Origin of the sequence: Streptomyces sp. NBC_00464, from assembly GCF_036013915.1 — a bacterium.
Taxonomy (GTDB): Bacteria; Actinomycetota; Actinomycetes; order Streptomycetales; family Streptomycetaceae; genus Streptomyces.
In genome coordinates, this window is sequence record NZ_CP107899.1 from 1,775,144 (window position 1) to 1,800,880 (window position 25,737).

The following is a 25,737-nucleotide window of genomic DNA, read 5'->3' on the forward strand; positions in this document are numbered from 1 at the left end:
TCCGTGCCCTGGATCTCAGACATATGTCTGAAGGGGTGCGAGAATGGCCGGGTGAAGGGCGATTACCAGGAGCTGGTCGACGAGATCTCCGCGCTGCTCGGCGCTCCCGCGACGCTGGAGAACCGTGACTTCGGCCTGGTCGCCTTCGGTGCCCACGACAGCGACGACGACACGGCGATGGACCCGGTCCGCACCCGATCGATCCTGACCCGCGGCTCGACCCCCGCGGTCCGCGCCTGGTTCGAGAACTTCGGCATCACCCGCGCCACCGGCCCCGTCCGCATCCCGGCCGCCCCGGAGGCCGGTGTCTACCGGGACCGGATCTGTCTGCCGGTACGCCATCGGGGTGTCGTGCTGGGTTACGTATGGCTGCTGGACGCCGACCCGGGGCCGACCGACCAGCAGCTCGACGCGGCGATGGACGTGGCGGCCCGGATCGGGGCGCTGCTCTCCGAAGAGGCACGGGCGGGCACCGATCTCTCCCGGGAGTTCGGCGCGGTCCTCACGGCGGGGCGCGGCTGGCAGCGCGACATGGCGGTGGCCGCGTTCAGCGAGGCGCTCGGCCCGGACGCGGAGGGGCTGCACACCGTGGTGTGCGTGACGCCCTGGCCGGACGAGCCGCCGTCGGTGCGCACGGTGCCGTCCGCTGCGGCCCTGTCCGGCGCGCCCTCGCCGGGCAGGGCCGGGCCCCCGGCGCTGGCCGCACTGGTCCGCCTGCGGTCGCACGACGTCCTGGATCCGGCGCTCACCGCCGCCGACCGGCTGCGCACCACCGCCGGGGCGGCCGCCACCGCCGGGATCGCGGTCCCGCGCCGCGGCCTCGCCGAGCTGGCCGACGCCTGGCACGAGGCATCCGCCGCGGCCCGCGCGGCGGCGGCGGAGACCCGGTTCGGCCCGGTCGCCGAGTGGTCGGCCATCGGCCCGTACCGCCTGCTGACCACACTCACCCCCGGCACTCTGCCGGACCACACGGTCCGCCCGCTGCTCACCCCACCGCACCGGGATCTGGTCCGTACGGCCGAGGTGTTCCTGGACTGTGCGGGCCAGGCGTCCCGGACCGCTGCCGAGCTGGGCATCCACCGGCAGACGCTGTACTACCGCCTCTCCCGGGTCCAGCAGCTCACCGGCCTCGACCTGAACGACGGCGAGGACCGGCTGCTGCTGCACATGGCGCTGAAGGCCTCCCGGCTCTGAGCCGGGGTTCGCGCACTACAGCCAGGACGGCGGGTCGGGGGCAACGATCGGGCGGTCGCTGACGACGGCGGCCATGACCACAGGGGCGTCCCCGTCGCTGCGTCCGACGCTCACGCCGACCCACCGGCCCTGCGCGGACAACGGCCCCCACGCGCTCAGGTCGCCGTAACAGTCCTCGTCGAGCAGCGCTTCGAAGAGCGCGGGTACCCGCTCATCGTGCTCCCTGAGGAGCAGCGCCACATGGACCGCCACCTGGTGGTGTCCTCCCCAGCGGGCATCCAGCTCCCCGGTGAGCGCGGCCAGTTGCGCATCGGCCGCCTCCTCCGCTTCGTCCGCCCCGGCGGCCGCGTCGGGGGCGTCGCCCTCCCAGAGCGGGACGATCCGGAAGCCCTGGCCGGTGGTGACCGTCCACTCGCCCGTGACGGGGTCCCCGTCGGCCACCGTCGGCCCGGTGGCCGGCAGCGGTGCGGCCAGCAGCGCCTCCACGTCGGCGACGGCCCGCGCGATGTCGAACGGCTCCCCCGCCCGGGCGCTCATCGCCCGCCGCCGTTCCCGTGCGGCTGCGGCTCCCGCTTGCTCATCCGCGCCAACTCCTGCCTCCGTCAACGCCGTTACCGGCGTGCTTCAGCGACCCACGTGAGCGGGATTCGTCCGGGTCCGCGGTGCGCACCCGCCCCTCCAGTACCGCCTTCAGCCCGTCCGTCAGATCCTGCGCCGAGGGCGCCGACTCACTGTCCATCAACCACTGGACCATGACGCCGGCGAGCAGCGCCTGGCAGAAGAGCCCGGCCACGCGCGCCTTCTCGGGGTCGGTCTCGGGGTCGATGCCCAGCATGTTCTCGGCGAGGCCGTCGCGGCCCTCGCGCTGCGGACCGGCGAGGGACTTCTGGAGCTCGGGGTCGGTCTCGATCCGGGAGATGACCTCCATCTGGAGCTGCCAGACGGCACGGGTCTGCTCGTAGCTGCCGATCACCCGCTCCCAGCTCTCGCGGAACTGGTCGAGCGGGGCCGGGGGCACGTCCTGGGCGGCCTCGGCCGGGTCGCCCTCCTTGGTCAGCACATCCCCCCACTCCTCCGTCACCTTGAGGAAGGCGAGGTTGAGCAGGGCCTCCTTGGAGCCGTAGTGGTAGCCGATGGAGGCGAGGTTCGTTCCCGAGGCCGCCACGATGTCGCGCGCCGTCGTCCGGGCGTACCCCTTCTCCAGCAGGCAGCGCTTGGCGCCTTCGAGCAGATCCTCACGATGTCCCATGACAGCAGCGTACCCGGCATGTGGACGTTTGTGTAAGACGCACGTCTACATGCCGGGTACGGCAGATCCGGGAGCGGTCCCGTCAAGGAATCAGCTGGTGAGGTTCACCGAGCGGGCCGAGGCCGCGCCGATCTCCGAGGAGATCTCGGCCAGCACCGACGGCGGGACGTCGTCGTCGACGGTGAGGACGACCAGCGCCTCGCCGCCCACGGCGGCCCGGGACACCTGCATGCCCGCGATGTTCAGGCCGGCCTCGCCGAGGATCTTGCCGACCGCGCCGACGACACCGGGGCGGTCGTCGTAACGCAGCACGACCATGTGGTCGGCGAGCGCCAGGTCCACATCGTGCTCGCCGATCGCGACGATCTTCTGGAGGTGCTTGGGGCCGGCCAGCGTGCCGGAGACCGAGACGTCCTCGCCGCTGGAGAGCGTGCCGCGGACGGTGACCACGTTGCGGTGGTCGGGCGACTCGGAGCTGGTGGTGAGGCGGACCTCGACACCGCGCTCCTGCGCGAACAGCGGAGCGTTCACGTACGACACGGTCTCGTCGACGACGTCCTCGAAGACGCCCTTGAGCGCGGAGAGTTCGAGCACCTTCACGTCGTGCTGGGTGATCTCGCCGTACACCTCGACGTCGAGGCGGGCCGCGACCTCGCCCGCGAGCGCGGTGAAGATCCGGCCGAGCTTCTCGGCGAGCGGCAGTCCGGGACGGACGTCCTCGGCGATGACGCCGCCCTGGACGTTGACCGCGTCCGGCACGAGCTCACCGGCGAGCGCGAGGCGCACCGACCTGGCGACCGCGATACCGGCCTTCTCCTGGGCCTCGTCCGTGGAGGCACCGAGGTGCGGAGTGCAGACGACCTGGTCGAACTGGAACAGCGGGGAGTCCGTGCAGGGCTCCTTGGTGTACACGTCGAGACCGGCGCCGGCGACGCGGCCCTCCTTGAGGGCGGAGGCGAGCGCCTCCTCGTCGACGATGCCGCCGCGCGCGGCGTTGACGATGCGCACCGAGGGCTTCACCTTGTGCAGCGCCTCGTCACCGATCAGGCCGAGCGTCTCCGGGGTCTTCGGGAGGTGCACGGTGATGAAGTCGGCGACCTCCAGCAGCTCGTCGAGCGAGAGGAGCTTGACGCCCATCTGCGCGGCGCGGGCCGGCTGGACGTAGGGGTCGTACGCGACGATCTTCATACCGAAGGCCGACATGCGCTGGGCGACCAGGACGCCGATGCGGCCGAGGCCGACGACGCCGAGGGTCTTCTCGCTCAGCTCGACACCGGTGTACTTGGAGCGCTTCCACTCGCCGTTCTTGAGGGCGGTGTTGGCCTGGGGGATGTTGCGCGCGGTGGCGACGAGCAGACCGCAGGCGAGCTCGGCGGCGGTGACGATGTTGGAGGTCGGTGCGTTCACGACCATGACGCCGGCCTTGGTGGCCGAGGAGACATCGACGTTGTCCAGACCGACGCCCGCGCGGGCGACGACCTTCAGCTTCTTCGCGGCGGCGATGGCTTCGGCGTCGACCTTGGTGGCGGAGCGCACCAGGATGGCGTCGACATCGACGATCGCGGGGAGGAGCTCGGCGCGGTCCGCGCCGTTGCAGTGCCGGATCTCGAAGTCCGGTCCCAGGGCGTCCACCGTGGCGGGCGACAGCTCTTCAGCGATGAGTACGACAGGTTTCGAGCTCACGTGAGTCCTCACAGATCCAGTGCGGACGGCCGTCCCGACGGCCGCAGGCGGTGGAGGGGCTTGCCGCGTGGAAGACGCACGACACTGTGGGCCTGACGCGTGTATGTGTGGAGAAGTGTAGTCATGCGCGACGACGCATACTGCGCCCCGTTGGAAGGATCACCCACAAGAGGCTGGACGACTTGTACACACGTACGACGCCGCCTCTTCCAGCGGTGAAGCAGGAACAACGCCCGAGGGGCGGGTCCGGGACCCGCCCCTCAGGCATCAGTGTTACTTGTCGTCGTCGTTGACCCAGCTCATGAGCTTGCGGAGCTCACGGCCGGTGGTCTCCAGCAGGTGGTCGCTGTCGGCCTTCTTGTACTCGTTGTACTTGGGCAGACCGTTGTGGTATTCGGCCATCCAGGCGTTGGCGAAGGTGCCGTCCTGGATCTCGGTGAGGACCTTCTTCATCTCGGCCTTGGTGGCGTCCGTGATGATGCGCGGGCCGGTGACGTAGTCGCCCCACTCGGCGGTCTCCGAGATGGACCAGCGCATCTTCTCCAGGCCGCCCTCGTACATGAGGTCGACGATGAGCTTCAGCTCGTGGAGGCACTCGAAGTACGCGATCTCCGGCTGGTAGCCGGCCTCGGTCAGCGTCTCGAAACCGGCCTTCACCAGGGCGGCGGTGCCACCGCAGAGAACGGCCTGCTCACCGAACAGGTCGGTCTCGGTCTCCTCGGTGAAGGTCGTCTTGATGACGCCGGCGCGGGTGCCGCCGATGCCCTTGGCGTACGAGAGGGCGAGCTCCAGGCCCTTGCCCGTGGCGTCCTGCTCGACGGCCACGATGCAGGGAACGCCGCGGCCCTCCTCGTACTGGCGGCGGACCAGGTGGCCCGGGCCCTTGGGGGCGACCATGCAGACGTCGACGCCGGCCGGCGGCTTGATGAAGCCGAAGCGGATGTTCAGGCCGTGGCCGAAGAACAGCGCGTCGCCGTCCTTGAGGTTGTCCTTGACGGACTCCTCGTAGACCTGGGCCTGGATCGGGTCCGGAACCAGGATCATGATGACGTCGGCCTCGGCGGACGCCTCGGCCGGGGTCACCACGCGCAGGCCCTGCTCCTCGGCCTTGGCCTTGGACTTGGAGCCCTCGTGCAGACCGACACGGACGTCGACACCCGAGTCGCGCAGCGACAGCGCGTGGGCGTGGCCCTGGCTGCCGTAACCAAGGACCGCGACCTTGCGGCCCTGGATGATGGACAGGTCGGCATCGTCGTCGTAGAACAGCTCGGCCACTGGGTCTTCTCCTTGGTGTGCAGGTGTTGCGTCCCACCGTACGGCGGGGTGCGTCAGTTACGTTTTCGGGTCTCGCCATGCGAGCGGCGCGGCGGGCCCGGAATGATTTATGCCGTGCGGTCGAGGGCGCGCAGTGACCGGTCGGTGATCGAGCGCGCGCCACGTCCTATGGCGATGGTGCCGGACTGGACGAGCTCCTTGATGCCGTACTGCTCCAGCATCTTGAGCATCGCCTCCAGCTTGTCGGCGCCGCCGGTCGCCTCGATCGTGACGGCCTCCGGGGAGACGTCCACGGTCTTGGCGCGGAACAGCTGGACGATCTCGACGATCTGGGAGCGGGTCTCGCTGTCGGCGCGGACCTTCACCAGGACGAGCTCACGCTGGATCGCAGCGGACGGCTCGAGTTCGACGATCTTCAGGACGTTGACCAGCTTGTTGAGCTGCTTGGTCACCTGCTCCAGGGGCAGGCCCTCGACATTCACGACGATGGTGATGCGGGAGATGTCGGGGTGTTCGGTGGTACCGACCGCGAGCGAGTCGATGTTGAAGCCGCGGCGGGAGAACAGGGCGGTGATCCGGGCGAGGACACCGGGCTTGTTCTCGACCAGGACGGAGAGCGTGTGCTTGGTGGACATGTGAGTCGGTCTCTCTCTGTCTCTCAGTCGTCTTCGTTGTCGCCGAAGTCGGGGCGGACGCCGCGGGCTGCCATGACCTCGTCGTTCGAGGTGCCGGCGGCGACCATCGGCCACACCATGGCGTCCTCGTGGACGATGAAGTCGATGACGACCGGCCGGTCGTTGATCGCGTTGGCCTCGGCGATGACCTTGTCCAGGTCGGCCGGGTCCTCGCAGCGGATCGCGTAGCAGCCCATGGCCTCGGACAGCTTGACGAAGTCCGGCACCCGGGTGCCCTTCGCCGGGACGCCGTCCGTGTCGGCACCGGTGTGCAGCACGGTGTTGGAGTACCGCTGGTTGTAGAACAGGGTCTGCCACTGGCGGACCATCCCGAGCGCGCCGTTGTTGATGATCGCGACCTTGATCGGGATGTTGTTCAGCGCGCAGGTGGTGAGCTCCTGATTGGTCATCTGGAAGCAGCCGTCGCCGTCGATCGCCCAGACCGTGCGGTCCGGCATGCCGGCCTTGGCGCCCATCGCGGCCGGGACCGCGTAGCCCATCGTGCCCGCGCCGCCGGAGTTGAGCCAGGTGGCGGGCTGCTCGTACTGGATGAAGTGCGAGGCCCACATCTGGTGCTGGCCCACGCCCGCCGCGAAGACGGTTCCCTCGGGTGCCAGTTCACCGATCCGCTGGATGACCTGCTGCGGCGAGAGGCTGCCGTCCTCCGGCAGGTCGTAGCCGACGGGGTAGGTCTCGCGCCACCGGTTGAGGTCCTTCCACCAGGCGGCGTAGTCGCCCGTCTGGCCCTCGGTGTGCTCGGCCTGGACCGCCTGGACGAGGTCGGCGATGACCTCGCGGGCGTCCCCGACGATCGGCACGTCGGCCGCACGGTTCTTGCCGATCTCCGCCGGGTCGATGTCGGCGTGGACGATCTTGGCGTACGGGGCGAAGCTGTCCAGCTTGCCGGTGACCCGGTCGTCGAACCGGGCGCCGAGGGCGACGATCAGGTCGGCCTTCTGCAGCGCGGTGACGGCGGTGACCGAACCGTGCATTCCGGGCATTCCCACGTGCAGCGGGTGGCTGTCGGGGAAGGAGCCGAGCGCCATCAGTGTGGTGGTGACGGGCGCTCCGGTGAGCTCGGCCAGCACCTTGAGTTCGGCGGTGGCCCCGGCCTTCATGACGCCGCCGCCCACATACAGCACCGGGCGCTTGGCCTGGGTGATGAGCTTGGCGGCCTCACGGATCTGCTTGGCGTGCGGCTTGGTCACCGGGCGGTAGCCGGGCAGGTCCATGGACGGCGGCCAGCTGAAGGTGGTCTTCGACTGGAGGGCGTCCTTGGCGATGTCGACGAGGACCGGGCCCGGACGGCCGGTGGAGGCGATGTGGAAGGCCTCCGCGATCGTGTGCGCGATGTCCTCGGCGCGGGTGACCAGGAAGTTGTGCTTGGTGATCGGCATCGTGATGCCGCAGATGTCGGCTTCCTGGAAGGCGTCCGTACCGATGGCGGCCGAGGCCACCTGGCCGGTGATCGCGACCATGGGCACGGAGTCCATGGCCGCGTCGGCGATCGGGGTGACCAGGTTGGTGGCGCCCGGCCCGGAGGTGACCATGCAGACGCCGACCTTGCCGGTGGCCTGCGCGTAGCCCGTGGCCGCGTGACCCGCGCCCTGCTCGTGGCGGACCAGGATGTGGCGGACCCGGGTGGAGTCCATCAGCGGGTCGTACGCCGGCAGGATGCAGCCGCCGGGGAGTCCGAATACGGTGTCGGCCCCGACTTCCTCGAGAGAGCGGATGAGGGACTGCGCGCCCGTGAGGTGCTCAACGGAGGCGGAGGACTGTCCGCCGCTACGGGCCCGCGGCTGGGGATGGTGGGCCCCGGTGGCCTGCTCGGTCATCGGCATTCTCTTCTCGAAGCTGAGGGTTTTTGCGAGTGTTTTGCGATGGTTTGCGTGGTGCCGGTGCAACAAAAAACCCCTCGTGCCGTGAGGCAAGCGAGGGGAGCGCGCCGGTGCGGTCTGCAGAGTGTCGTCGAGGGACTCTGCTTCAGCCGACGCGCTTTCCAAGTACGAGAATTCGGGTGCGCATGGCATTGACCCTCTCTCCGAGGCACTCGACGTGTCAAGTGGGTGGGACGGGCGTCTCACCATGTGAGCCGCTGAGCAGCGGGATCGAGCCGCCCGCCAGGACGGGCTGAGCAGCCGGACTGCCGGGCACCGGAAACGTGCCGCGGACCAGGGTGCGGCGCAGCCGATACTCGTCCAGCGGCCCGGAGAAGGCCATGCCCTGGCCGTGCGTACATCCCATGGCGCGCAGGGCGAGGACCTGTTCGGGGACGTCGACGCCGTCGGCCACGGACTGCATGCCGAGGTCGCAGGCGATCCGCAGCAGCCCGCTGGTGATCTTGTGCAGCCGGGCGGACTCGACGACGCCCTCGACCAGTCCGCGGTCCAGCTTCAGCACGTCGATGGGGAGCCGGCGCAGGGCGTTGATCGCGGCGTAACCGCTGCCGAAGCCGTCCAGCGCGATCCGTACGCCGAGGCGCCGCAGGGCGACCAGGCGCTGTTCGAGCTCGTCGAAGGAGACCCGCGGGTCGCTGTCGGCGACCTCGATCATCAGCGCCCCCGACGGCAGCCCGTACCGGGTGAGCAGCGCCTCCACGGAGCCGAACGGCGTCCCCTTGTCGAGCAGCCTGCGGGCGGAGAGCCGGACGGCGACGGAGACCTGGTGGCCGGCCCTGGCCCGGTCGGCGGCCTGCTCGACGGCCTCTTCGAGGAGCCAGCGGCCCAGCTCGGCGGTGCGGTCACTGTCCTCGGCCACGCGGAGGAACTCGGCGGGCGTGAACAGGATGCCCTGGGCGGAGCGCCAGCGGGCCTGTGCGGCGACCGCGGCGACGGAGCCGCTGGCCAGATGGACCACGGGCTGGTGCAGCAGCGCGAACTCGCCGTCGCGCAGGGCGGTACGCAGCCGGGCCGCCAGCTCGGAGCGGCGCACCACCTCGGCCTGCATCTGCGGGGCGTACAACTCGACGCGGTCCTTGCCGCCGGCCTTGGCGCGGTACATGGCCAGGTCGGCGTTGCGCATGAGGTCGTTGGGGGTGATGCCGGGCTCGGCGAAGGCGACCCCGATGGAGGCGGTGACCCGGACCTCTCCGGCGCCGATGCGGTAGGGCTGGGAGAGCGTGAGGCGCAGCCGGTCGGCGATCTCGTGGACCTGGTACTCGCGGGCGGCCTGGTCGCGGCTGCCGTCGCCGACGATGAGGGCGGCGAACTCGTCCCCGCCGAGGCGGGCCGCGGTGTCCCCCGCCCGGACGGACTCCGTCAGGCGGCGGGCGGCCTGGATCAGGAGCTCGTCGCCCGCCTGGTGGCCGAGCCGGTCGTTGGCCGCCTTGAAGCCGTCCAGGTCGATGAAGAGGACGGCGGTGCCCGCGTCACCCGCCCGGCGGCCGCCGAGTGCCCGGCGGACCCGGTCGGTGAAGAGCGCCCGGTTGGGCAGGTCGGTGAGCGGGTCGTGCTCCGCGTTGTGCTGCAACTGGGCCTGGAGGCGTACCCGTTCGGTCACGTCGCGGCTGTTGAGGATCAGACCGCCCTGGTGACGGTTGACGGTGGACTCGACGTTCAGCCATTCACCGGCGCCGGAGCGGAAGCGGCACTCGATGCGGGTGGTGGGTTCCTCACCCGGTGGGGCGGCGAGGAAGCGGCGCACCTCGTGGACGACCCCGCCGAGGTCCTCGGGATGGATGATCGAGGAGAGCTCGGCTCCGATGAGGTCGTCCGCCTCGCGTCCGTAGACCCCGGCGGCGGCAGGGCTGACGTAGCGGAGTATGCCGGTCGGGGCGGCGATCATGATGACATCGCTGGAGCCCTGCACCAGGGAGCGGAAGTGGTTCTCCTTCTGGGCCAGTTCATGGGTGAGGGCGATGTTGTCGACGAGCATGATGCCCTGCCGGACGACCAGCGCGAGCACCACCGTGCACCCGGTGAAGACCACGACGCGGTCCACCCGGCGGCCCTCGATGACGTTGTAGAGGATGCCCAGGGTGCAGACCGCCGCGGCGAGATACGGGGTCAGCGCGGCCAGTGATCCGGAGATGGGGCGGCTGGTGGTGCGGGGCGCGAGCCGCTGCCGGTCGGTGTCCTCCTCGTCCCGGGCGACACCCCAGGGGGCGTAGGCGAGGAGCAGCGATCCGGCGAACCAGCCGGCGTCGAGCAACTGGCCCGACTGATAGGTCTGCCGGAGCAGCGGCGAAGTGAACAGCGCGTCGCACAGGACGGTGAGGGCCAGCGCGGCGATGGCGGTGTTCACCGCGGCGCGGTTGACGCTGGAGCGCCGGAAGTGCAGCGCGAGCACCATGGAGACCAGCACGATGTCGAGCAGCGGATAGGCCAGCGAGAGTGCCGCGCGGGCCACGCTGGCACCCTCGACGTCCGCCAGGTGCGCGGTGTGGGCGAGAGCGAGGCTCCAGGAGAGCGTGAGGAGCGATCCGCCGATCAGCCAGGAGTCGAGAGCCAGACAGACCCAGCCGGCCCGGGTGACGGGGCGCTTGGCGAGGACGAGCAGTCCGACGATCGCGGGCGGCGCGAAGCAGAGGAAGAAGAGGTCGGCCAGGGAGGGGCTGGGTACCTGGACCCCTCGCACGAACTCGTACCAGCCCCATACTCCGTTGCCCGCCGCCGCCATCAGGGAGGAGAGCGAGAACAGCAGCCAGGCAGGCCGGAACCTGTTGTCCGCGGAGCGCGCGAACAGGAAGCAGGAGACGGCGGCGATCAGGGCGGCCGCGCTCAGGCCGAAGTCCCCCATGAACACCGCGAGTCGCTCCGCGCCCCAGCCCACGGCCCCGCCCACGGCGTATCCCGCGCAGACGAGGCCGAGGAGGAGCCGGGGGACCATCGCGGGCGCCCGGTCCACGGCCGGCCGGCGGGCCAGGAATGCCCCGCGGGCGCTCGCCGGCGCGCTCACCGGGGTGCCCCCGACGGCGCCGGACGGCTGCGGCGCCGGCGCACCGGACGCGCCGTCGGCAGCCGTCGGCCGCCCTGCCGTGTCGGATCGTTCGCCCATCGGCCGTACATCGCCCGTCGCCCCCTCGCGTGTGGCTTCCTCCCCGGCGCCGCCCCTTCCACGGCGCAGTCCCCCTTTCGGGACGATACACCAGACCCGTCACACAGGGACATAGTTCCTCTACTCTCCGTGACGACCTGCACAGTTGTGGGCACGGAGGGGAACGGGACGCGCTCGCAGCGTGTTCAGCCGGTGGTGCGCACGACGTTGTGCACCGGCTCTCCCGCGGCGAAACGGCTGAGCTGTCCGGCGAGCAGACGCTTCGCGCGCGGCTTGAACGCCGAGGTGCTCCCGCCGACATGCGGAGTGATGAGGACGTTCGGAGCATGCCAGAGGGAGTGGCCGGAAGGGAGCGGTTCCGGGTCGGTGACGTCGAGGGCGGCATGCAGTCGGCCGGACTCGAGTTCGGCCAACAGGGCCTTGGTGTCGACGACACCGCCGCGGGCCACGTTCACCAGCAGCGCCCCGTCCGGCATCGCGGCGAGGAAGTCCGCGCCGACCAGCCCCTGCGTGGACGGGTTCAGCGGGGTGGACAGAATGACGATGTCGGCCTCGGGCAACAGGGCGGGCAGGTCGTCGAGCGTGTGTACGGGCCCGCGTGCGGTTGTCCGTGCAGAGCGCGCGACGCGCGCCACCCGCGCACACTCGAAGGGTGCGAGCCGGTCCTCGATGGCCGAGCCGATCGATCCGTACCCGACGATCAGCACGGACTTGTCGGCGAGCGCCGGGTAGAAGCCGGACCGCCACTCCTCCTTGTCCTGGCCGTGCACGAATCCGGGGAACCCGCGCAGCGAGGCGAGGATCAGCGCGAGGGTGAGCTCGGCGGTGGAGGCCTCGTGGACCCCCTTGGCGTTGCACAGCCGTACGCCCGCGGGCAACAGACCGAGGCCGGGCTCCACATGGTCGATGCCCGCGGAGAGCGTCTGCACGACCTGGACGCCGCCCATGTCGCGCAACGGACGGACCGCGACCGCCGGTCCCTTCATGTAGGGAACGACGTAGAAGGCGCACTGCGCGGGGTCGGCGGGGAAGTCCTGCCCGCCGTCCCAGAAGCGGTAGTTGAGACCCTCGGGGAGCCCCTCGATCTCATCGGCCTCGAAGGGCAGCCATACGTCGGGAACATCGGCGGAGTGCATGGTGGAAGTCATGGTCAGGAGGCTATGCGAAGCCCGGCGGGACGCAGAGGTTAGCTTGGGGGGTGCGGTGCGAGGGAGGGTTCGGGGAGTTGGAGCGCAGAAGTCTGGGTGCGGCGGCGCTCGCCGTGGGTGCGGTCGGTCTCGGCTGCATGCCGATGAGCTGGGCGTACAGCGCCTCGCACCGGCGTGGGGACGAGGCGTTGCGCGCGGTGCACGCGGCGTTGGACGCGGGTGTCGACCTGCTCGACACGGCCGACATGTACGGGCCGTTCACCAATGAGCTGCTGGTGGGACGGGCGCTGAAGGGGCGCCGCGAGCAGGCCTTCGTCTCCACCAAGTGCGGGCTGCTGGTGGGCGACCAGCACATCGTGGCCAACGGCCGGCCCGGCTACGTACGCCGGGCCTGCGACGCCTCGCTGCGGCGCCTGCAGACGGACGTGATCGATCTGTACCAGCTCCACCGGGCCGACCCCGAGGTGCCCGTCGAGGAGACCTGGGGCGCGATGGCGGAGCTGGTGAACGCGGGCAAGGTGCGGGCCCTCGGGCTGTGCGCGGTCGGTGCCAGGGCCGGGCGCCGGCGCGGAGCGCGTATGCACGACGAAACGATCCGGCAGCTGGAGCGGGTCCAGCAGGTCTTTCCCGTGAGCGCGGTGCAGGCGGAACTCTCGGTGTGGTCCCCGCAGGCACTGGAGGCGCTCCTTCCGTGGTGTGCGGCGCGCGGGGTCGGGGTACTGGCCGCGATGCCGCTGGGCAGCGGATATCTGACGGGGACGCTCACACCGGGGCAGGGTTTCGAGCCGGAGGATCTGCGGGCCAGGCATCCGCGGTTCACCGCCGAGATGATGGCCGCGAACCAGCCGGTGGTGGTGGGGCTGCGTCGGGTCGCGGAACGGTACGGGGCGACGCCGGCACAGGTGGCGCTGGCCTGGGTGCTGCGGCAGGGCCCCCAGGTGGTTCCGGTGCCGGGGACCAAGCACGAGCGGTGGGCCGTCGAGAACGCGGGGGCGGCCGGGCTGACGCTGACGGCGCAGGACCTCGACGAGATCGAACGGCTGCCGGCGGCGCGGGAGTCGTGGGACTGAGCGCCGGTACCCGGCCGTTGGCGGGTGAAGTCCGATCGCCGAGCGAGAAAGTCCGCGGGCTTCGGGAACCCTGGGCGCGGCTGCGGTGTAAGAAACAGTGGACAGGCGGTCGTCGAAGGGGTCGGTGCTGTGCGCGGTGCGAGGTTCGGATCAGTGCGGGAACCGGTGGGGCGTCGCGCGACGCCCCACGGGAGTGGTCACGGCGCGCGGCGGGGTGCGGTGGCCGTGCTGGCGGCCGGCGCCCTGATGTTCGGCGCGGGGTGTTCCTCGCAGGAGGGGGTCGAGAGCACGGCGGGCCAGGGCATGAGCTCACCGGCCGGATCGTCCGCGCCCCCGTCGAGCCGGGCGGCATCCCCGTCCCCGTCGCCGTCGGCCTCGCGCCCTCCGGCCGATCTGCCGCCCGCGAAGGGCTCGGCGAAGGTGGTGTCGACCCTCACGGAGGGCCTGGACTCGCCCTGGGGTCTCGCGGAGCTGCCGGACGGCGATCTGCTGGTCTCCTCGCGCGACAAGGGGACGATCACCCGGATCAACGCGAAGAGCGGGAAGAAGACGCTGCTGGGCACCGTCCCGGGGGTGGCACCGGCCGGCGAGGGCGGGCTGCTGGGCCTCGCCGTCTCCCCCGACTACGGCACGGACCATCTGGTGTACGCGTACTTCACCACCGCTTCGGACAACCGCATCGCCCGCATGCTCTACGACGAGGACGGGACGACCCCCGGTCAGCTGCTGGGCGCCCCGGACACGATTCTGCGGGGCATCCCGAAGGGGGCCATCCACAACGGCGGCCGGATCGCCTTCGGCCCGGACCGCATGCTGTACGCGGGCACCGGTGAGACGGGGGACGACGGTCGCGCACAGGACAAGGAGTCACTGGCAGGCAAGATCCTGCGGATGACCCCGGACGGTGAGCCGCTGCACGGCAATCCGCAGGCCGACTCCGTGGTGTATTCGTACGGTCACCGCAATGTGCAGGGTCTGGCGTGGGACGGCCACAAGCAGCTGTGGGCGGCGGAATTCGGCCAGGACACCTGGGACGAACTGAACCGGATCGTGCCGGGCGGGAACTACGGCTGGCCCGAGGCCGAGGGCAAGGCGGGCAAGGCCGGATTCATCGACCCCGTGGCACAGTGGAAGACGTCCGAGGCGTCCCCGAGCGGTATCGCCTTCGCCAAGGGTTCGATCTGGATGGCCGGTCTGCGGGGTGAGCGGCTCTGGCGGATTCCGCTGTCCGGTACGGCTGACAAGGAACCGCTGGCGGCACCCCAGTCGTTCCTGGGAGGGAAGTACGGCCGTCTGCGCACCGTGCTCGCGGCGGGCGGCAACAGGCTCTGGATCGTGACGAGCGAGACGGACAGCCGCGGCACCCCGAAGCCGGGAGACGACAGGATCCTGGTGGCCGAGGTGCGTTAGGGCCTTGCGGCCGGTGGCTACAGCAGGCGGAAGGGTGCGCGGCCCGTGTTCAATTTCTTCGAGGAACTCTTCGCCCCCGGTCGCAAGCACACCGCCGAGGAGCAGAAGCGGCTGGAGCTGACCCGGGTGGATCTCGGCATCGGTGACCCCGCGCGCGGCCCCATCGACCTGACCTCGGGCAAGGTCGTCGTCCGCCGCCGTGACGAGGACGGGGACGGGGACCCCGGTGAGACGGACGGGGACCGCGGCGACCCGGACGGCGGCGATGCGGACGGCGGCGGATCCGGAGGCGACGGGGGCGGTGGGGCCGACGGGGGCGACGCCTGATGCCGCCCGCGTCGCCGTGACGCGCGCCCCGGGCCCGGTCTCCGGTACGACACGGTCTACGACCCCTTCGGCTCCCGGTACAGCCGCAGCCGGTGGGCGAGTGCGGCCGCCTCGCCGCGGCCGGTGACGCCGAGCTTGGCCAGGATGTTGGAGACGTGCACGCTCGCGGTCTTGGGCGAGATGTAGAGCTCCTCGGCGATCCTGCGGTTGGTGTGGCCGGCCGCCACGAGGCGGTGCACGTCCTGCTCGCGCGGGGTCAGCCCGAAGGACTCCACCGCGGCGGCTGCCGCGGCCCTGAGCTGATCCTCCGAGTGGTCCTGGCCGCCCTGCTCGTCGCCGTGGTCCGGGACGGTCACGGCGACCGGAATCGCGTCGCCGAAGGCCCCTGCGGAGCCGTGAGCGGCGTCCGGATCGGTGAGGGTGATGCGGGCGCGGCCTGCCAGCAGCTCGATGGTCTCGGTCAGCGGGCGCGCCCCGAGGCTCCGGGCGGTGCCGTGGGCGTCGCGCAGCAGCACGGTGGCCGCGGTCCGGTCGCCGGAGGCGATGAGCAGCGCCTCGGCCCAGCGGTGGCGGATCTGCGCCAGTTCGTACGGGCGGTGCAGCGGCATGAATGCCTGGGCGGCGCGGGACCAGTGCTCCGGGGTGTCGAGGCCTTCGGCCCGGGCCAGTTCGGCGTCGATCAGCACACCGTAGGCGGCCCATACGGGGACGAGCGCCGGCAGCCGCTTGAGGTGGCTCCGCACGAGGGCGAGGATGCCAGGCCGGCCCGGTTCGGTGGCCGGCAGTCCCCGGGCGTCGGCCTCGGCAGCCGCGACGACGTGCAGCAGCGGGAAGGCGTACCGCTGGGTGCCGGTCGGGAAGCCCTCGGCCGCCTGGGCCTCGAAGGCCGCCCGCGCCTCGGGGAGGTTCCCCTGCTGCACGGCGATGGTGATGGTGTGGCGGACGATGTTGATGACGTGCTGCGGCTGCGGGTCGCTGGAGCCGAAGCCCCTTCTCGTCAGCGCCAGTTGCCGTTCCGCCTCGGCGATGTCCCCGCGCGCCAGGGCCACTTCGGTGCGGCGTGCGGCTACCAGCGCCTGGGGCTTGCGGGACAGCGCCTTGCGGGCGGCGGCCTCCGTGGTGGCAAGGGACTCGTCCCAGCGGCCGAGGGAGAACAGCGACATCGCCTGGTTGGTACGGGCCCAGGCCTCCATGTCCGCGACACCGTGGCTGTGACAGCCCTCGATGCCGTGGTCGGCGGCGGCCACCGCGTCCAGCGAGCGGCCCATGGCTTCGAGGGTGGAGGGCAGGTTGATGCCGGCACGCCCCATGATGCCGACGAGACCCAGCTCATCGGCCCGGTCGCGGACGGCGTACATCTCCGCGATGCCCTCGTCGACGGCTCCGGCGTCGGCGTTCAGCCAGCCGCGGGTCAGCCGCGCGTGCAGCTCGATGTACTCGTCGCCGACCAGCCGGGCGTACTCCACGGCCCGGTCGGCGGCGGCAAGCGTCTCGGCGCCGGGCCGGTGCAGGGCGCCCCAGCCGGCCACGCTCGTCAGAACGTCCGCGTGCACTGCGGACGGGGGCAGACCGCGGACCAGTTCCTCGGCCGTGGCCAGTTCGTCCCAGCCGTCGCCCCGGGTGAGGTCCTGGACCAGACGGGAGCGCTGGACCCAGAACCAGGCGGCGCGCAGGGCGTCGTCCTCGCCCTCCAGGACGCGCAGGGCCTTCTTGCAGAGAGTGAGGGCCCGTTCGCGCTCGCCGCCGAAGCGGGCGGCCACGGTGGCTTCGGCCATCAGATCGAGATGTCTCAGCGGGGTGGAGCCGTCACGGCCGCAGGCCGGATAGACCTCGGCGTAGTCGATGGGGCGCAGCGTACCGCGTATCGCCTCGGGAACGTCGTCCCACAGTTCCATCGCCCGCTCCAGCAGCCTCAGTTGCTCGGCGTAGGCGTTGCGGTGGCGGGCCTCCACCGAGGCCTTCAGTACGGCGGGCAGCGCCTTGGCCGGGTCGTGCGCCCCGTACCAGTAGCTGGCCAGGCGCGTGGCGCGCTCGCCGTCGCGGACGAGGGCGGGGTCGGCCTCCAGGGCCTGGGCGTAGCGGCGGTTGAGCCGGGAGCGTTCGCCCGGGAGCAGGTCGTCGCTGACGGCTTCGCGGACCAGGGAGTGCCGGAAGCGGTAGCCGTTGCCCTCCGGGGTGGTGAGCAGCAGATTGGCGCCGACGGCTCCGCGCAGGGCTTCGATGAGCTCGTCCTCGGCGAGGCCGGCTACGGCGGCCAGCAGTTCGTACTCGACGGTGGAACCGCCCTCGGCGACGATGCGGGCGACTCTCTGGGCGTCGTCGGAGAGCGCCTCGACACGGACGAGGAGGAGGTCGCGCAGGGAACCGGGCAGCCCGGCCCCGTCGCCGCACTCCAGGCTGCAGGCGAGCTCCTCGACGAAGAAGGCGTTGCCGTCGGAACGCTCGAATATCTCGTCCACCAGGGCGGGTTCGGGGGTGCCCGCGAGAATGCCGGTGAGCTGGCGGCGGACCTCGGCCCGGCTGAACCGGGAGAGCTCGATGCGGCGCACGGTACGCAGCCGGTCCAGTTCGGCCAGCAGGGGGCGCAGCGGGTGGCGGCGGTGGATGTCGTCGGCCCGGTAGGTGCCGATCACGACGAGGCGGCCGCTGCGCAGCGTACGGAAGAGGTAGGCGAGCAGGTGCCGGGTCGAGGAGTCGGCCCAGTGCAGGTCCTCCAGGACGAGCACGACGGCGCGGTCCGCGGAGATGCGCTCCAGGAGTCTGGCGGTGAGCTCGAAGAGACGGGCGGTGCCGTGCTCGTCGGCCGCGTCCCGGCCTGCCTCACCGAGCTCCGGAAGGAGCCGGGCCAGTTCGCCCTCCTGGCCCGCGCAGGCGGCGGCCATCTCCTCGGGCAGGGTGCGGCGCAGGGCGCGCAGGGCGGTGGAGAAGGGGGCGTACGGCAGGCCGTCGGCTCCGATCTCGACGCAGCCGCCGACGGCGACGACGGCCTCGCGGCGGACCGCAACCGCGAGGAACTCCTCGACCAGGCGGGTCTTGCCCACGCCCGCCTCGCCGCCGACGAGCAGCGCCTGCGGCTCGCCGCCACCGCCGGCCGGGGCGGTGGTGGCGGCGGCGAGCGCGTCGGTGAGCGCGCCGAGTTCACGTGCGCGGCCGACGAACACGGGACTGACTGACCTGGTCTCCACGTCGCCGAGCATCGCACACGGGTCCGACAGCGCGGAGCCGGGAAGCCGGACAGGCACGGTCGTCCGGCCTTACGCGGCGTGCGCGAACCGTTCCCGGTCCCTGTTCGCGCTCACCGTCCTCTCGCGTTCCTGGCGTGCGGAGATGCGCGCCGCCTTGCCGGCGCGGCGGGCCTCCCGGACGAGCCGCTCGTTGTCGGCGCGGCGGACGAGTTCGGCTGCCATGATCTTGTGGAGTTCCAGCTCGTACATGTGATTCCCCCTGAGGACGGGCCCGTTGGGCCTCGGTGGCGGCAGTGCTTCTGCCGTGCCACCACTGTCGTCCCCCAGGGGGTGGTGCCGCATCGGGCGAGTTCCGCATCTGTGGCGGCCGGGGGCCTTAGGGAGGGACTTACGCCACCGCACGGACCCGGCCGGGGCGCCCCGCGCGTGCCTTAGGCCACGCCGCGGGGTGACGTACGGGAGGAACCGTGACCTCCGCAGGCGGACAGCCCCGGATCGAGTCCGTGCCGTCCAACCGCCGTCTGCCGTGCGGCGCCTAACCTGCCGTCGTCGGCGCCGTCGGCAGGGCGACGATGAGGTCGAAGTACATGCACACGGCGATCAGGAGGCCCAGGACGCCGAGGGCGATTCCCCCCTTGGCGACCGCGCGGATCCAGCCCGGCTGCGGGTGCGCGGACGGGGCGCCGAACGCCGGACGGACCAGGACGTAGGTGCCGACGAGCAGCGCGAGCAGGCCGAAGATGCCGTTGACCAGCGCGGTGGCGTGCCATGCGTCACCGTAGATCTCGGAGATCTGCTGTGCGGCGGAGCCACCGGACGAGGTCTTCATCTGTCCGATCAGCGTCTCGCGCTCGGCGGCGACCCGGCCGCTCCAGGCTCCGGTGAGGGAGACGATGCCCAGCCCGACGGAGACGACTGCCGCGGCGGCGGTGGCGAGGCCGGAGGACTCCTTGTCCGACTCGTCGTCGTCCAGCTCCAGGTCGACGTCGAGGTCCTGCTCCGGGTCGAGATCCTGCTCCGCGCCGGACTCCGGGCCCGCCTTGTCGAGTCGCGTCTCCGTGCCGCTGGTCGCGGCGGCGTCGGTGGCGGCCTTCTCGGTGGTGGTCTTCTCGGCCGCCTGGTCGGCTGTCGTCTTCTCGGTGGTCGTCTTCTCGGTGGTCTTCGACTCGCCGTCGCCCTCGGCGACGGGAGCGGTGGGGGTGGTGGGAGTAGTGGGGGTGGTGGAGTTCATCTGCCGCACGCTAGGTGGCGCAGATGAGAGCCCCCTTAACGCACCCGGCAGCGCAGGTGGCCCCATGGAGGTTTACGCACTGCCCTCGCCTCTGACCTGCTGATTCTTCCCTCAGCCGGATGTTGACCAGCGCCCGGGACGCAGGCGATAGTGACCCGCGGCCGATGACGTTCGGCCTGTTCACCAGGGGTGGGGACATATGCGGGACATCACAGAGGCCGATCCGGTGCGCTCCATGGCGGACGAGCGGGAAACGGCGACAGCGCACGCCGGAGCGGCCCTGCTCGCCGGACGGCTCGCCGTCGCCAGAGCCGGTGCGGAAGAGGCCCTGGAACGGTTCGGGCCCGGTCCTGACCTCTACGCGATGCTGGGCCGTGCCCATGCGGCCGAGGAAGCCGACGATCACGACGACAGCGCCGATACCGTCTACCGACGCGGTCTGGCCGCGTTTCCCGACGATCTCGATCTGCTCGCCGGGTACGCCGAACTGTGCCTGCGCGCCGATTCCTTCGACCGTCCCGCCCGGCACGGCCGCGGTCCCGATCTGCTGGCGCGTCTGCGCGAGGTGGCTCCTGGTTCACCCCAGACGCTCCGCGTCGAGCAGACCGCGGCCGGCCAGGGCCGGCTCTCCGCCCCATCCGGGACAAAGACACTGTCACCGTCCCGGATGCAGCGCCACGATGCCCATGATGCGCTGACCACGGCTCCGGACCTCGCCACTGCCGTGCAGCTGGCGCAGGAGCAGTCGGAGCAGGACCCGCACGAGCTGCGCCTGGCGGTTCGTGCCGAGACCCTTGCCGCGCTCGCCGGGCCCGGCAGGGGGCTGCTCCTCCGGATTCTGCGGGCGCCGTTGGTCAGCCTGTCCCTGTGCGCCGTGCTCGTGAGCGCGATCGCGCTGGCCCACCCGGCGCTCCACCTGCCGGTGTGGGTTCTGCTGCTCGTTCCGGTCGTCTGCCTTCCGCACCGCCTGCTCTCCCTCGTGCTGCATGGCGCCCGCAGGCGGGCGGAGAGGCGTGTGCTGGTCACGCCGCCGAATGCCGGGCCCGTCGGGGATGCCCAGCCGGCAACGGCCGGCGTGCCGGAGGCCGCCTCCGAGCAGGACGCCGGCCCGGTACATGTGCCGGCCGTCCCGCTCGCGCACCCCCCGCTGCTGCCGGTTCCGGCGCCCTCCCGCCGCGAGCGTGCGGTCGCCCTCACCGCCGCGGCCGTGATCGTCGCGTCCGTGGCGGGCTCCGTACTCTGGTCGAACGCCCAGTACCGGTCCTACCCGCGGTACACGGCAGCGGGGCCTGCCGCCTTCCATGGCGCCCCGCTGATCACCGGCCATCCCCTTCGGGCAAGTCTTGAATCGACCGCGGCCCGCATGTGGAACACGGCGGACGGCCGGACGTTCTCGTACGTGTACGCGGATTCGCCCCAGGCACTCGTGCCCGTCGCTGTCGTCTCCGGCGTCACCGGCGACTTCCACGACACATCGGGCGAAGCTGTCAGGGCCTTGGAGGAGGGACTGCGGTACATCGGCATTACCCCCCTGAGCACCTGGAACGCCGACCCGGGCCGACTCGGCGGCCGACTGAGGTGCGTCACCTTCGCAGCTCTGCTCGGCGACAGCACTGCCTGCTCATGGGCCGACAAGGGCAGTATCGCCATCATCGTGCTCTACGAAGCGGACCTGGACCGCGAAGCGGCGACCTCCTCCGCACGTGCACTGCGCGAGGCGATCCTGCACCGGACCGGCTGACCGCGAGCGGGCTGTCCCGGGCTCGGGTCGGGCTCCCGGCCCGAGTCAGTGCACGCGCTCAGCGGCCTCGGCGACTTCGCCGCTCCCGGCCTCACTCGCGTACGCCTCCGGAATGTCCGCACGCGGCGCACCGCAGTCGGGCGGTTCGATGCTGATGCGCGGCAGCCGCCGGTCCAGCCACCCGGGCAGCCACCAGTTCGCGCCGCCCAGCAGGTGCATCAGGGCGGGGACCAGCAGGGTGCGCAGGACGAAGGCGTCCAGGGCCACCGCTGCGGCCAGCGCGATGCCGAACATCGCGATGACCCGGTCGCCGCTGAGCACGAAGGCGAGAAAGACCGAGATCATGATCACGGCGGCGGAGTTGATCACCCGGCTGGTCTCGGCGAGGCCGACCCGGACCGCCCGCCGGTTGTCTCCGGTCTCCAGCCACTCCTCGTACATCCGGCCGACCAGGAACACCTGGTAGTCCATCGAGAGACCGAAGAGCACGGACACCATGATCACCGGCAGGAAGGGCTCGATGGGCCCCGAGCTGCCGAGGCCCAGCAGTTCGCTCCCCCAGCCCCACTGGAAGATCGCGACGACGACACCGAACGAGGAGGCCACCGCCGCCACGTTCATCACCGCCGCCTTCAACGGGATGCCGACCGACCTGAAGGCCATCAGCAGCAGCAGACAGCCGAGTCCCACCACGACGCCGATGAAGAGCGGGAGCTTGCCGATGATGATCTGGGCGAAGTCGTCGTAGCTGGCCGTCACACCGCCCACATGGGCCTGGAGCGAGGTGTTCTCGGAGGCCTTCGGCAGGACGTCGGTCCGCAGCCGGTCCACGAGCTCGCTGGTCTGCCGGGACTGCGGAGCCGAGTCCGGGACGACGGTGACATACGCGGTGTCGCCGCTGGAGTTGTAGGTCACGGGGTAGGCCCAACTGACCCCGTCGGTGGCGCGCAGCGTCGCGGGCAAGGTGTCCATCGCGAGACGGTCGTCGGCGCCGTCCAGGTGTGCGGCGACGGTCAGCGGGCCGTTGACGCCGGGACCGAATCCGCTCGCCAGCAGGTCGTACGCCTGCCGGGTGGTCGAGGACTTCGCGTTGTTGCCCTGGTCGGAGCTGCCCAGGTGCAACGAGAAGGTGGGGAGCGCGAGGACCAGCATCACGACGACGGCGAGGCCGCCGAGCAGTTTGGGGTGGCGTTCCACGAAGGCGGACCAGCGGGCCGCGAAGCCGGTGGGCGGCGCCGGCTGCGGGCCGTGCTCGGCCAGCCGTCTGCGCTCGCGTCGGCTCAGCGCCCGCATGCCGATGAGCGACAGCAGCGCGGGCAGCAGCGTCACGGAGGCCGCGACGGTCAGCACGACGGTGAGCGAGGCCGCGATGGCGACGCCGTTGAGGAAGCTCAGCCGCAGGATCAGCATGCCGAGGAGCGCGACGCAGACGGTGGCGCCGGCGAAGACGACGGCCCGGCCGGTCGTCGCGACCGCGTGCTGCGCGGCCTCGGGTACGGTCATGCCGCGCCGCAGCCCTCTGCGGTGCCGGGTGACGATGAAGAGCGCGTAGTCGATGCCGACACCGAGCCCCACCAGCATGCCCAGCATGGGCGCGAAGTCGGCGACGGTCATCAGGTGTCCGAGGAGCACGATGCCCGCGTACGCCGTGCCGACCGAGACGAGGGCCGTGGCGATGGGCAGCAGGCTGGCGGCGAGCGATCCGAAGGCGAGGAAGAGCACGACGGCGGCGACGGCCACCCCGACGGCCTCGCTGAGATGGGCGGCCGGCGCCTCGGTGAGGGCTATGGCGGAGCCGCCCAACTCGACCTGGAGGTGCTCGCCCGCGGCGGCCTTCGCGGTGTCGACGACGGCCTGGGCCTGCCCGGCCGGCACGTCGTCCGCCTGCCGGTCGAAGGTGACGGTGGCGTAGGCGGTGTGCCCGTCGGGGCTGATCTGCCCGGAGCCGGGATCCGCGTAGGGCCCGCTGACGGCTCCCACGCCCGGTAGCCGCTCGACGGCGTGCAGGGTGGCGGTCATCTTCTGGGTGACGTCGGCGGCCCGCACGGTGGAGTCGTCGGTGTGCCAGACGATGGTGTCGGTGTCACCGCCGAGATCCGTGAATCCGTTCTTCAGCAGCTCGGCAGCCCGTCCGGACTCGGTGCCGGGGGCCTCGTAGTCGTTGGAGTAGGCGGAACCCGCGAACCCCGCTGCGGCCGCTGTGCCGCCGAGAGCGAGCAGCCAGATGAGGACGGCGAGGAGACGGTGCGTGACGCACCAGCGGGCGATGGCAGCCAAGGGACGTACTCCCTGCGGGTTCGTGGCCTCGACGCGGGTTCGGCAGAACCGTCCGCGCGAGAACGCATGACCTTGAGTGCCGTCACTCTGACAGCCAACTGTGATCATTTGCCCGTTTCGTGGCGTTACTCACAGGGGTTGGATCCACATATGGGCGACATGAGCACCGCCGTACGGCGGGGGCGCCCGCACGGCGCGGGAGCGGTCGCACGGCCCTCACCGGCGCGCGCTCCCCGGCCGGAAGCCGCCGTGCGCGGGAAGCCGGCCCCTGTCTCCGTTGACCGCGGCCGCACGCACGCGGCAATCTTATGAATCGTCAATTACCGTCTCTGGGGAGCCCAGTTGAACAGTGCGTCGCACCACATCGGACCGGATGCGGCTCCGGACAGATACCGACTGCTCAATTCCATCGGACGGGGTGGCGAAGCCGTCCTCTACCGGGCGGAGATAGAGCTGGGCGGGGCGCCCGAGACCGTGGTCGTGAAGGTCCTGGACTCGAAGACCACGATCACCATCGAGCAGTTCCACCGGCTGAGCGCGAAGTGGCGGGAGCAGGCGGAGTTACTGCGGTTCGTGAACCGGCCCGGTGTCGTCGGCGTACGCGAGCACTTCGAGGGGCCGCCGATCCACGGAGCCGGGGACGCCTCGACCGCTGCGGGGCGGGCCCTGGTCCTGGTCATGAACCATGTGGACGGTCTCGACCTGCGGGACTGGCGCGCCGAGCGGACCCTCGCCAGTCACGCCGAGCGCCGGGAGGTGCTGCGGACGCTCGAACAGCTCGCGGACGTGCTGGACTGGCTGCACTCGGGCCGGGCGACGCCGTCCGGGCGCACCGTCGTCCACGGCGACCTGTCCCCCGGCAACGTGATGGTCGACGCGCACGGTCAGGCCACGCTCGTCGACTTCGGCCTGAGCAAGCTGACCGCGGACCACCAGACGGCCGAGGTCTGGTTCACCCCCGGCTACGCGGCCCCCGAGGTCTTCGACGGCAAGCGGACACCGAACACCGACCGGTACGCGTTCGGCGCGATCGCCTACTTCCTGCTCAGCGGCCAGGCCCCGCCCAGCACCCCCGAGCAGCTGCGCGCCGCGCTGCGCGCCCTCCCCCAGGTGGCCGCCGCGACTCCGGAGCGCTGCGAGCGCATCCTGTCCGTCTGCGCGGCCGAACCGGACGGGCGGCCGGAGAGCCTGTCCGCGTGGGTGAAGGACGTGCGCTCGGCCGTGGTGTCGACCACGGTCACCGGGTCCTCGGCACGCGACGCGGTACCGGGGCCGGGGGCGGCCGGGGAGTCCGTACGGGACACGCCGCCGGCTGTCGCTCCCGCACTCATCCCCCCTCCGCCGCTGCTCCCGCCGCCGGGAGGCTTTGTCGCCGCTCCCCCTCCGGCGCCCAGCACGCCGCCCCCCGCGGCGGCGGACAGCTCTCAGTCCGTCTTCCCGCCGCCGATCACCGCCTCGTCGGATCCGGGGGTGTCCCCGCCCTCGACGGTGAACCCCGACACCGCGACGGCGGCCTTCGCCTCTCCGGGCCTCTCCCCGGAACCGGACCTCCCCCGCCAGACCCTGCACACTCCGCCGTCTGCACCGAAGAAGAAGCGCCGACTGCTGAAGATCGCGCTGCCGGTGGTGGCCGCGATGGTCTGCGCCGGGCTGGGTGCTTGGGGTGTGCTGGCGCTGCAGGACGACAACGACCAGGGCAACAAGGGCTCGGGCGCCACCGACACCCGGACGTCCCTCACGCCCACCCCTTCGGCAACCGGGCAGGAAACCCCCGATGCCCCGGCGGACACACCCGTCGCGGAGCCCGGCTCGGAGGACGACGACCTGTCGTCCACGTCCCCGGAAGCATCGACGCCCGGCTCCGTGGAGGACGTCTCGCAGGTCTCACTGACCACGATGAGCACGGTGGCCGAGCCCCAGTCGTTCACGGTGGGTTCCGCGAAGCTCAACACGCAGGTGCACAACGATGCCTTCGTGGCCACGCCGGAGTGCGACACGAAGCCGTACATGGAGTTCGACCTCGGCCGGGCCTGGACGACGTTCGAGCTGACAGCGGGAGTCGACGACGGCTCGAACTACGAATCCGGCCGGCTGACCATCAAGGTCGACGACACGACCCTGTGGGTGGGCACTCTGGAGCTGGGCAAACCCCAGAAACTGTCCCTGAAGGTGAAGAACGCGCTGCGCCTGCGCATCGGCATCGACGAGAACTGTGACGGCGCGAACCTCGCCCTCGGCACCCCCATGCTGAAGCGCTGACAGCCGCGAAGGGGCGGTG

The 25,737-nt window shown here is 71.3% G+C and carries 18 protein-coding genes; 6 read left to right on the forward strand and 12 right to left on the reverse strand.

The annotated features are described in order from the left end of the window. Positions 1-51 precede the first annotated feature (51 nt). Positions 52-1,194, forward strand: coding sequence for a PucR family transcriptional regulator (locus tag OG912_RS07570; RefSeq protein ID WP_327708709.1), 1,143 nt, complete (start codon positions 52-54; stop codon positions 1,192-1,194). A 15-nt stretch (positions 1,195-1,209) separates the two neighbouring features. Here the strand turns inward: OG912_RS07570 and OG912_RS07575 are convergent, their stop codons facing one another. The 8 genes from OG912_RS07575 to OG912_RS07610 all read right to left on the reverse strand — a co-directional run bounded on the left by OG912_RS07575 (position 1,210) and on the right by OG912_RS07610 (position 12,218). Further along, entirely contained in the window at positions 1,210-1,731 is a 522-nt protein-coding gene (locus tag OG912_RS07575) for a hypothetical protein (RefSeq protein ID WP_327708710.1), read from the reverse strand. A gap of 40 nt (positions 1,732-1,771) precedes the next feature. Continuing rightward, on the reverse strand, positions 1,772-2,443 hold the full coding sequence (locus OG912_RS07580; protein ID WP_327708711.1) for a TetR/AcrR family transcriptional regulator: 672 nt from the start codon (positions 2,441-2,443) through the stop codon (positions 1,772-1,774). Between the two features lie 90 nt (positions 2,444-2,533). After that, positions 2,534-4,126: a phosphoglycerate dehydrogenase gene (gene serA, locus OG912_RS07585; protein ID WP_326738918.1), complete on the reverse strand. Its 1,593-nt coding sequence runs from the start codon at positions 4,124-4,126 to the stop codon at positions 2,534-2,536. 273 nt (positions 4,127-4,399) lie between these two features. After that, the gene (gene ilvC, locus OG912_RS07590) at positions 4,400-5,401 is read right to left on the reverse strand and encodes a ketol-acid reductoisomerase (RefSeq protein WP_327708712.1); all 1,002 of its coding nucleotides are present in this window, start codon (positions 5,399-5,401) and stop codon (positions 4,400-4,402) included. Positions 5,402-5,508: 107 nt separating this feature from the next. Next, positions 5,509-6,036, reverse strand: coding sequence for an acetolactate synthase small subunit (gene ilvN / locus OG912_RS07595; RefSeq protein ID WP_326738917.1), 528 nt, complete (start codon positions 6,034-6,036; stop codon positions 5,509-5,511). Between the two features lie 23 nt (positions 6,037-6,059). After that, positions 6,060-7,916 (reverse strand): acetolactate synthase large subunit, encoded by a 1,857-nt coding sequence (locus tag OG912_RS07600; RefSeq protein WP_326738916.1) that lies wholly within the window; start codon positions 7,914-7,916, stop codon positions 6,060-6,062. A gap of 217 nt (positions 7,917-8,133) precedes the next feature. Beyond that, positions 8,134-10,902 (reverse strand): EAL domain-containing protein, encoded by a 2,769-nt coding sequence (locus OG912_RS07605; protein ID WP_327713363.1) that lies wholly within the window; start codon positions 10,900-10,902, stop codon positions 8,134-8,136. A 353-nt stretch (positions 10,903-11,255) separates the two neighbouring features. Beyond that, positions 11,256-12,218, reverse strand: coding sequence for a 2-hydroxyacid dehydrogenase (locus OG912_RS07610; protein WP_327708713.1), 963 nt, complete (start codon positions 12,216-12,218; stop codon positions 11,256-11,258). Between the two features lie 77 nt (positions 12,219-12,295). Here OG912_RS07610 and OG912_RS07615 point away from each other — a divergent pair, with 77 nt between their 5' ends. The 3 genes from OG912_RS07615 (at position 12,296) to OG912_RS07625 (ending at position 15,025) form a co-directional block, all read left to right on the forward strand. Then, positions 12,296-13,288, forward strand: coding sequence for an aldo/keto reductase (locus OG912_RS07615; RefSeq protein WP_327708714.1), 993 nt, complete (start codon positions 12,296-12,298; stop codon positions 13,286-13,288). 219 nt (positions 13,289-13,507) lie between these two features. Continuing rightward, positions 13,508-14,698 (forward strand): PQQ-dependent sugar dehydrogenase, encoded by a 1,191-nt coding sequence (locus tag OG912_RS07620; RefSeq protein WP_443060956.1) that lies wholly within the window; start codon positions 13,508-13,510, stop codon positions 14,696-14,698. A gap of 45 nt (positions 14,699-14,743) precedes the next feature. Further along, positions 14,744-15,025: a DUF6191 domain-containing protein gene (locus OG912_RS07625; protein ID WP_327708715.1), complete on the forward strand. Its 282-nt coding sequence runs from the start codon at positions 14,744-14,746 to the stop codon at positions 15,023-15,025. 56 nt (positions 15,026-15,081) lie between these two features. Here the strand turns inward: OG912_RS07625 and OG912_RS07630 are convergent, their stop codons facing one another. The 3 genes from OG912_RS07630 to OG912_RS07640 form a co-directional block, all read right to left on the reverse strand. After that, on the reverse strand, positions 15,082-18,222 hold the full coding sequence (locus tag OG912_RS07630) for a helix-turn-helix transcriptional regulator (RefSeq protein ID WP_327713365.1): 3,141 nt from the start codon (positions 18,220-18,222) through the stop codon (positions 15,082-15,084). Between the two features lie 57 nt (positions 18,223-18,279). After that, complete coding sequence (locus OG912_RS07635; protein ID WP_327708716.1) at positions 18,280-18,459, reverse strand: hypothetical protein; 180 nt, start codon at positions 18,457-18,459, stop codon at positions 18,280-18,282. Between the two features lie 286 nt (positions 18,460-18,745). Next, complete coding sequence (locus OG912_RS07640) at positions 18,746-19,441, reverse strand: hypothetical protein (RefSeq protein WP_327708717.1); 696 nt, start codon at positions 19,439-19,441, stop codon at positions 18,746-18,748. Positions 19,442-19,640: 199 nt separating this feature from the next. Here OG912_RS07640 and OG912_RS07645 point away from each other — a divergent pair, with 199 nt between their 5' ends. Beyond that, entirely contained in the window at positions 19,641-21,182 is a 1,542-nt protein-coding gene (locus OG912_RS07645) for a hypothetical protein (RefSeq protein ID WP_327708718.1), read from the forward strand. A 45-nt stretch (positions 21,183-21,227) separates the two neighbouring features. On the opposite strand, the gene OG912_RS07650 is transcribed toward OG912_RS07645, so the two are convergent. Beyond that, entirely contained in the window at positions 21,228-23,459 is a 2,232-nt protein-coding gene (locus OG912_RS07650) for an MMPL family transporter (RefSeq protein WP_327708719.1), read from the reverse strand. 342 nt (positions 23,460-23,801) lie between these two features. On the opposite strand from OG912_RS07650, the gene OG912_RS07655 reads away from it, so the two are divergent. Further along, positions 23,802-25,718 (forward strand): protein kinase domain-containing protein, encoded by a 1,917-nt coding sequence (locus tag OG912_RS07655; protein WP_327708720.1) that lies wholly within the window; start codon positions 23,802-23,804, stop codon positions 25,716-25,718. Positions 25,719-25,737: the final 19 nt, after the last annotated feature.

Coding starts and splice junctions, on each gene's coding strand:
- OG912_RS07600 (WP_326738916.1), bottom strand. CDS start 7,916: ATGCCGATGACCGAGCAGGCCACCGGGGCCCACCATCCCCAGCCGCGG.
- OG912_RS07580 (WP_327708711.1), bottom strand. CDS start 2,443: ATGGGACATCGTGAGGATCTGCTCGAAGGCGCCAAGCGCTGCCTGCTG.
- ilvN (WP_326738917.1), bottom strand. CDS start 6,036: ATGTCCACCAAGCACACGCTCTCCGTCCTGGTCGAGAACAAGCCCGGT.
- OG912_RS07610 (WP_327708713.1), bottom strand. CDS start 12,218: ATGACTTCCACCATGCACTCCGCCGATGTTCCCGACGTATGGCTGCCC.
- OG912_RS07635 (WP_327708716.1), bottom strand. CDS start 18,459: ATGTACGAGCTGGAACTCCACAAGATCATGGCAGCCGAACTCGTCCGC.
- OG912_RS07640 (WP_327708717.1), bottom strand. CDS start 19,441: ATGAACTCCACCACCCCCACTACTCCCACCACCCCCACCGCTCCCGTC.
- OG912_RS07645 (WP_327708718.1), top strand. CDS start 19,641: ATGCGGGACATCACAGAGGCCGATCCGGTGCGCTCCATGGCGGACGAG.
- OG912_RS07575 (WP_327708710.1), bottom strand. CDS start 1,731: ATGAGCGCCCGGGCGGGGGAGCCGTTCGACATCGCGCGGGCCGTCGCC.
- OG912_RS07630 (WP_327713365.1), bottom strand. CDS start 18,222: ATGCTCGGCGACGTGGAGACCAGGTCAGTCAGTCCCGTGTTCGTCGGC.
- OG912_RS07605 (WP_327713363.1), bottom strand. CDS start 10,902: ATGGTCCCCCGGCTCCTCCTCGGCCTCGTCTGCGCGGGATACGCCGTG.